The organism is Arthrobacter sp. JCM 19049, assembly GCF_001310435.1.
Genome location: NZ_BAXF01000145.1, coordinates 1 through 4,936 on the forward strand (window position 1 = coordinate 1; position 4,936 = coordinate 4,936).

Genomic DNA, 4,936 nt, shown 5'->3' on the forward strand with positions numbered 1-4,936 from the left:
CTGCAAGGCCACGGCGTAGGCATGGAAGTGCGCGTCGATCAGCCCGGGCACCACGGTCCGCCCGGCGCGTCGACCAAGGTTCCCTCGCGCTGGGCGCCGACGGCGGTGATGGTCCCGTCCACCAGGGTGATGTTCGCCGGCTCGCCCAGGAAGCGTTCGCCGTCGAAAACCGTGGCGTTGCACAGGGTCAGGGTGCTCATGCGCGCACCGCCTGGTTCATCGCCCGGGCCATCCACTGCTCCAAGCCGGCCGCGTCCAGCGGCAGCTCGCCAGAGAGGTTCTCGTAGCCGGTTGAGGTGATCAGCAAGTCGTCCTCGATGCGCACGCCCAGGCCGCGCAGCTCTGGCGGGACCATGGCGTCGTGGGCGTGGAAGTAGAGGCCCGGTTCCACAGTCAGCACCATGTTCTCCTCCAGCAACGCGCTTGGTAGTCCTCGTAGTGAGAGTGCGAGCAGTCGTGCACGTCGAGGCCCAGGTGGTGACCGACGCCGCAGACCAGCCAGCGGCGGTGGTGCTGGCCGGTGGGGGACAGTGCCTCATCCACGGAGACCGGCAACAGGTCCCAGTCGTGCAGGCCGTTGGCGATTTCCTCCATGCAGGCGAAGTGGAAATCGCTGAACGGCTTGCCTGGGGCCAGCGCAGCCAGGCCGGCGCGGTGCGACTTCTCCACCAGGTCGTGAACCTGGTGCTGTGCATCGGTGAATGCTCCGGCCACAGGGAAGGTGCGCGTGATGTCCGCGGTGTAGCAGGAACGCTCCTCTACGCCCATGTCCAGCAGCAGTAGCTGGTCTTCGCGCACCGGGCCGTCGCAGCGGGTCCAGTGCAGGGTCGGCGCGTGGATTCCCGCGCCTATGATGGTAGCGTAGCCTGGGCCGTTGCCGTGGGTGCGGGCGGCGCGGTCGAAAGTGCCCTGCAGCCAACGCTCACCGCCAGCGGCGATGGCTTGTGGGATCTCAGTCAATACCTGGCGGAAACCGTCGATAGTGTGCTCCACCGATGCGCGTAGCTCGGCGATTTCCCACGCGTCCTTGACCATGCGCAGTTGCGACAGTATCCGCTTCAGCTTCGGGGAATCCTCGGCGTTCAGCTTGTCCAGCTCGTTCTTCTGTACGGAGCCCGCGGCGTGGAAACGGCCCGCACGCACGGCAGACTCCAGTTCATCAATCGGACGCACCGGGATCCCCATTGCGTGCTGCCAGTCCCGAGGCTTGTGACTGGGGCCAACCCATAGTTCGCCGTGGACGGCATTAGAGAAGAAGTCAGCCGTACCCGGGGCATAGGGGACTGGCAGAAACAACTCGAAGTCGTGTCCGTCCGTGGTCGGATATCCCAGCAGCACTGCAGCTTCAATTTGCGCGTTGACCAGATATATGAAATCGGAATGTGCGCGGAATTCGTGGAAGTTATCATTTGCACGGACCGGCGCGTGTCCTGCGAATACGACAATTCCCTGGCCAGGGAACGTTTGCGACAGCTTTTCCCGATGGTTTGCGGCGGCTATAGCTGCGGAGCTCAATGGGTTTAGGTAAATGCGCAGGTTCCCACCCGCGGGCCATGAAGTCTACGAATGACTGGTTTGTGGACAGCTGTGGAATGCCGGCCTTTCCGCGGCTAGGTAACGGCATTGAATTCGGGAGTTTTGTACTCATGGCCCCGACGCTCCTATACAATATTTGTCCTGAAGTTTTGGAATGGTGGGGAGTGAAGTGAATCCCGCTGATCCAGCCTTTCACGGTTAGTGCGTTTTACTTATGGAAAATGCTGTCGTGAAACCGCCAAGTCGGGAAATGCGCACTATCTACGCTTTAATCCACCAGGGAGTGCCGGGCGCTGATTGCCCCGAGTTGAAAACGACTAGCGGCGCCAAAGCTTCGCTGCATCGATTGGATTTTGCGCTGGATCGTCCTCACGCTGACACCCAAGACGCGAGCGACGGACTCGTCTTTTTGACCAGCAGCGAGCAACCGCAAGATTTGAACTTCGTCGTCTTCGAGCAACGCGCCCGATTCGAATTTGCGGTTGCTAACTTGAAGCGACGTATCCCAAACCTTTGCAAAGCGCCATTGAGAAAATCGGCTAAAACCGGAGAGATAAGCTGAACAGCCAGATGCGAGCCCAGCGAGGGCCTCGGATTGTTAATAATGAATTCTTCCTCGTCGCGGATTAGCAGGCGGGTGGATATATTCGTCGATACTCTCGCTTCTTCGCCCTGACGAACGGAGTTCAACATCGCTCGAGTCAGGTCGGCACGCTCGAATACCATCGGGTCGTAGACTACGCGAAAGCGGACGCCGCGGCGGAGAGCACCAGGTTGCGAAGATGCCTGTGCCTCTGCGTGCTCTGGCCGCTCGCCGCAGTCTAGAGCATCGATCGAGCGTTCGGCCCTGTCTAGGACATCGTTAAACGACTTGATCAGATCCTCGCGGCTATGTATGAGCCGCATGGACAAGTTCTTCGGTTCAACTGCTGAGCCGTTGCCGGAAGCCTCTTGAATTCTAATCCAATCAGCCAGAGAAGAAAGCTGCTGCGAAATTGTTGTCAATTCATCGGCTACCATTTCGGGGATACCTCAGACGCTTGCCGTTTCCGTTGCCGTCTGGCTCCCCAGGCAGCATTATCTATCCCTAGAAATGATGGCATACAGAATGAACTGGTTCACAGGCTAAGTCGCGTTTTTTAAGACTGCTGCGGGACATGGGGTGATCACTCACGTCAACGCGCCACCTAGAACGCAGCATAAGCACTCGTTCGTAACAGTGTGGCATTGCTTGCAAAGGACACTTCAAGACGAGAAGCGAAAGCGGGCATGCGCGCGTTTGCAATTCAGGTGACCCATGATTCCGGTGTACCCGCGGCATTTGGGTTCTTCGATCCTGCGGCGTGTCATTTCATTTGGTGGAGACTGCACTCCGCATCACCATGGCCTTCGTTTGCTAAGGGTTTGGTTGACCCTTCGACTGCATAGCCTATGGTCGCGCTCAAGCGAAGGAAGACTCAATGCCCAAGGAATTCGACCCGGATGAGTTCAAACTCGATGTCCATTCCATTCGTAGAAGGGGAATCCCCAGAAGCAAGTTGCTCAGTTCCCCGGTGTTTTCACGGCCGCGAAACAGCCACTGATGCGTCACGTCAAAGCCTCCGAGAACGTTGATACGTTGGTTCAGCTGAAACCTCCGCGTAAAAGGTTTCTCATTGGGCTCCCCTCCTGGCTTGCCGAGAGGGGAGCCGAGCTTTGAAACGGAAAGTTTTCAAGTCTTCCTGTCAGTTCCAGGATCTGCTGGGACAAGGCCATGACCCGAATTTTCTTGAACTGAGCATTCATTCGGATCACTGGCATCTTTTTGAAGTTTGGGTGGCTCACCGTGCGCTGATAAGGTGTTGCCGACTTATCGTGGGTTTTGATGACTTTCGCCCCCTTTCGGGTCTGGTGCACCAGCTTTTGCTGCGGCAGGAGGTAGTTGGTGAAGATCCGGTCCAGTTTCCGGATTTGGTTCAGCAATGCCAGCTCTTCGGCACTGTCATAGCGTTGACATCCGACAGGTTCACGCACCCTGGTTCAGTTTTTCTGTTCCACGTGCATACCGTCGTTCTTGTTCCCGGGACCTGAGCGGGTGAAAGTGATCTGCTGTTCTTCACAGAACCGCAGCAGTTCATGATTGATGAACTCACTGCCGTTATCCGAATCGATTCCGATATCGGGAAAAGGGAAGACCTCTACGACATGCAGCAATGCTTCAAAGACGTACTTCTGCGCCTTGTTGTGCACAGAGCGATTCACTGTCCATCCGGTACTGATATCGGTGACTGTCAGGGTGAGGCAGAACCCGCCTGATTGTTACCGCCCTCGTGGCCGACCAGGTCTATTTCGACGAGTCCGAGTACTGCAGCGTCCCATTGCGCCCATGTCCTTACCGGTATTTGAGATTTGAGCAGCGGGTGGGGATTGGAATGGGACCGGCCGCGTAGGATCATTTTCCGGCATTCGTTGGCCAGTCTGCGGTCAATGCTCGAAGCGCTCATTTTCTGCAGCAGGGCAGCTTGTTCGTCAGTGACGTCCAAGGCCTTCTCGGCCCTCGTCTTGGGAACGAGGTAGGGCATGGAGGCCCCGAACGGCTTTGGCGCCGGGCCGAGCCTGCCGCGAAGGCCGCGGGGCGTAGCCAGTGACAAAGTCACTGGCTACGCCCCGCGGCCTTCTGTGTGCGCTGGCGGATCCCCCGCTACCGGGCGGCGAGCGGGGATTCGCGGATCAGCATGGAGAGCAGCAGTGCGGCCCCGGCCAGGAACATCCCGATCAGGAAGATCTGCGGCATCGATCCGGCCACCGCCTGGGCTACCAGCTCCTGGCTGCGCTGCGGCAGCCCTGCGATCAGCTCGGGGGTCAGTGAACCCACCCCGCCGCCGGCGGCATCCAGCTGCACCCCGGAGGCGTTCAGGTTGCCGGTGAAGGTGGAGACGAACACCGAACCGAATACGGCGATGCCGGTCGAGGCGCCAATCATGCGGAAGTAGTTGGTCGCACTGGTGGCCACCCCCAGCTGCTGATGCGGCACCTGCGCCTGGACAATCACCACCAGGTTCTGCATCATCACCCCGATTCCGAAGCCCACCAGCAGCATGCCGGTGGCGGCGAACAGGTAGCCGGTGTCCACGCCCATGGTGCCCAGGAACGCGAGCCCGCCCAGCATCAGCACCGGCCCGGAGACCAGGAAGACCTTGTAGCGTCCGGTGCGGGAGACCAGCCAGCCGCTGCCCATCGAACCGACCACGTTGCCCAGGGTCATGGGGATCAGCATCAGCCCGGACATCACCGCGCTGGCGCCGTTGACCAGCTGGAAGTAGGTGGGCAGGTAGGAAATCGTGGCGAACATGACCACGCCCACCAGCACGCCGATGGTGGTGGCCAGCAGCACCTGCCCGTTGCGGAACAGGCTGCCGGG

Annotated in this window: 9 protein-coding genes and 1 pseudogene; all 10 read right to left on the bottom strand. The window is 59.4% G+C overall.

Features of this window, described 5'->3' with window-relative positions; all coding sequences use genetic code 11:
- Window positions 1–38 precede the first annotated feature (38 nt).
- Entirely contained in the window at window positions 39–200 is a 162-nt protein-coding gene (locus JCM19049_RS19495; RefSeq protein WP_279402752.1) for a hypothetical protein, read from the bottom strand.
- Complete coding sequence (locus tag JCM19049_RS19500) at window positions 197–403, bottom strand: M24 family metallopeptidase (RefSeq protein WP_279402753.1); 207 nt, start codon at window positions 401–403, stop codon at window positions 197–199. Before JCM19049_RS19500 ends, JCM19049_RS19495 begins: the two co-directional genes overlap by 4 nt.
- Window positions 394–1,143 carry a M24 family metallopeptidase gene (locus JCM19049_RS19505; RefSeq protein ID WP_279402758.1) on the bottom strand — a complete coding sequence of 250 codons (750 nt, stop codon included), beginning with the start codon at window positions 1,141–1,143 and terminating at the stop codon, window positions 394–396. Before JCM19049_RS19505 ends, JCM19049_RS19500 begins: the two co-directional genes overlap by 10 nt.
- Before the next feature lie 57 nt (window positions 1,144–1,200).
- Window positions 1,201–1,515, bottom strand: a pseudogene (locus tag JCM19049_RS19510) (aminopeptidase P N-terminal domain-containing protein); the annotation flags it as partial.
- Between the two features lie 289 nt (window positions 1,516–1,804).
- Window positions 1,805–1,996 (bottom strand): LuxR C-terminal-related transcriptional regulator, encoded by a 192-nt coding sequence (locus tag JCM19049_RS23305; protein WP_374700260.1) that lies wholly within the window; start codon window positions 1,994–1,996, stop codon window positions 1,805–1,807.
- A complete protein-coding gene (locus JCM19049_RS08155) occupies window positions 1,906–2,556 on the bottom strand; it encodes a hypothetical protein (RefSeq protein ID WP_279402754.1) in 651 nt (216 codons plus the stop codon). Before JCM19049_RS08155 ends, JCM19049_RS23305 begins: the two co-directional genes overlap by 91 nt.
- Window positions 2,557–3,159: 603 nt before the next feature.
- Window positions 3,160–3,549 (bottom strand): hypothetical protein, encoded by a 390-nt coding sequence (locus JCM19049_RS08160; RefSeq protein WP_054821336.1) that lies wholly within the window; start codon window positions 3,547–3,549, stop codon window positions 3,160–3,162.
- 6 nt (window positions 3,550–3,555) lie between these two features.
- On the bottom strand, window positions 3,556–3,777 hold the full coding sequence (locus JCM19049_RS08165) for a transposase family protein (protein ID WP_279402755.1): 222 nt from the start codon (window positions 3,775–3,777) through the stop codon (window positions 3,556–3,558).
- 29 nt (window positions 3,778–3,806) lie between these two features.
- Window positions 3,807–4,058 carry a hypothetical protein gene (locus JCM19049_RS08170; RefSeq protein WP_279402756.1) on the bottom strand — a complete coding sequence of 84 codons (252 nt, stop codon included), beginning with the start codon at window positions 4,056–4,058 and terminating at the stop codon, window positions 3,807–3,809.
- Between the two features lie 158 nt (window positions 4,059–4,216).
- Window positions 4,217–4,936, bottom strand: a 720-nt coding sequence (locus JCM19049_RS08175; protein ID WP_279402757.1) for an MFS transporter, incomplete at its 5' end; no start/stop codon positions are given.

Excerpts from the sequence above, each read along its gene's own strand:
- JCM19049_RS19495 (WP_279402752.1), bottom strand. The coding sequence starts at position 200 with ATGAGCACCCTGACCCTGTGCAACGCCACGGTTTTCGACGGCGAACGC.
- JCM19049_RS19500 (WP_279402753.1), bottom strand. The coding sequence starts at position 403 with ATGGTGCTGACTGTGGAACCGGGCCTCTACTTCCACGCCCACGACGCC.
- JCM19049_RS08155 (WP_279402754.1), bottom strand. The coding sequence starts at position 2,556 with ATGGTAGCCGATGAATTGACAACAATTTCGCAGCAGCTTTCTTCTCTG.